General features: G+C 42.6%; 1 pseudogene. It reads right to left on the bottom strand.

Annotation, left to right across the window (positions count from 1 at the left end):
• Positions 1–324 (bottom strand): annotated as a pseudogene (locus A0125_RS15960) (SusC/RagA family TonB-linked outer membrane protein); the annotation flags it as partial.

Genomic DNA, 324 nt, shown 5'->3' with positions numbered 1-324 from the left:
GTTGTATTTACTGTTGGGAACAACACCATTCTGAATGGTGCTGGATACTCCCGCCACAAAGTTGCTCTTCTCATCACCTCCCGCTAGATTAACAGAGTTTTGGTAGAAAGCACCAGTATTGTAAAAATCCCTAATATTATTAGGGTAAGGCTGATAAGGAACTAGCGCACCGGTGCCTCCTTGTACTACTTGATCCAAACTGCCAAAACCAGGACCCCAAGAATTGGTACTTTGGTTGTTGTAGATGTTATTAGCACCTTGTCCGTACAAGGACTGAAATTTGGGCAAGTAAGCGACATTCTGGAAGTTAGCTGAAGAATTTAA

The sequence above is a fragment of the Sphingobacterium populi genome (genome assembly GCF_001586775.1).
Classification (GTDB): domain Bacteria; phylum Bacteroidota; class Bacteroidia; order Sphingobacteriales; family Sphingobacteriaceae; genus Sphingobacterium; species Sphingobacterium populi.
This window is presented reverse-complemented; position numbering and strand designations above follow the sequence as displayed.